General features: G+C 74.3%; 1 protein-coding gene. It reads right to left on the bottom strand.

The window, feature by feature from the left end; genetic code table 11:
• A partial coding sequence (locus CCN72_RS22775) for a peptidoglycan recognition protein family protein (RefSeq protein WP_244174388.1) occupies window positions 1-752 on the bottom strand: 752 nt, incomplete at its 3' end.
• Window positions 753-1,176: the final 424 nt, after the last annotated feature.

Raw genomic sequence — 1,176 nt, 5'->3', positions numbered from 1 at the left:
GTCACCCTGCCCGCCGTCTCCCTGATCTCCGGCAGCCGCGCGGTGAGGGCGGCGCCCGGGCAGGTGGTCATGAAGCCGTCGTTGTGACCGGAGACGGCGGGCAGGGTGACGGCGGTGCCCGCGCGGAAGCGGCTGTGCCCGTTGCTGGAGACCAGCCGCACCCGCTCGCGCGGATCGATGTCGGCCAGGCCCAGTTTCCAGGCGGCGAGGGCCGCGATGGCGTCGGTCATGGCGCGCGGCACCGGCACGCCCGCGGTGAAGGTGCCGATCGCGGCGATCCCGGCGGTGCGGTGGTTGAAGCCCTGTGCGTGGGCGCCGGTGACGGCCCGGTCGGCGCCGCCCGCCCGGCCCTCGTAGATCGTGCCGCAGCGGTCGACGAGGAAGTTGTAGCCGATGTCGTCCCATTGCCGTACGCCGGTCTGCCCGGCGTAGAGACGGCGGATGATCTCGGGGGTGTCCGCGCACTGGTAGGCGTTGGACGAGTCGGTGTGGTGCACGAAGACGGCGATCACCTTGTCGTCGTAGCGCGGCGGCGGCTGGGTGTGCCCGGCGGGGGCGCCGGCCAGCCAGGCGGAGCGCGGCACGATCAGGGGCCGCCCGGCGAGGTGGGCGCTCCCGGTCCCGGGCGCGGTGGTGCGCAGGTCGAGGGCGGCGGGCCGGTCGAGCGGGATCCGGGCGGGCCGCTCCACGCCGCGCGCGTACAGGGCGAGCGCGAGGACGGCCATCAGACCGGGCAAGGAGCCCAGCAGCACCAGCAGCGGGCCGGGGAGCCGGCTCGGCCGGGGTAGCCGGGGTGGCCGGGACGCCGGGTCCGGTCGGGGCGACCGGGACCGCCGGAGCAGCCGTGAGGGCCGTGAAAGGCGCGGAAGGCGCGGCAGTCGTGCGGTGAGCGAGCCGCGGATCCCCCTGGCTCTTCGGACGACGGACATGGTCCCACTCTCGGACCGGCCGCGCCTGCCCGCGATGTGCGCTGTGCCACCTGGCGGAACCAACATCCCGGTCCGAGGCGTTTCTGCGGTTACAGGCACACGTGGCCGGTTCGCCGTCGGCGCCCGATCATGTACCTGTGACCCTTCAGCGGGCCCGACCCGCCCGTGTGAGGGGTCCGAAGAGAAAGGCGGCTCCGTGGACCTGCTCGACCTGATCCTGGTGCTGGTGATCCTCCTGTACGCCGCG

The sequence above is a fragment of the Streptomyces murinus genome, from assembly GCF_002154555.1.
GTDB lineage: Bacteria > Actinomycetota > Actinomycetes > Streptomycetales > Streptomycetaceae > Streptomyces > Streptomyces murinus.
Note: the sequence above shows the minus strand (reverse complement) of the source record. Positions and strands in the feature narration are given on the sequence as shown.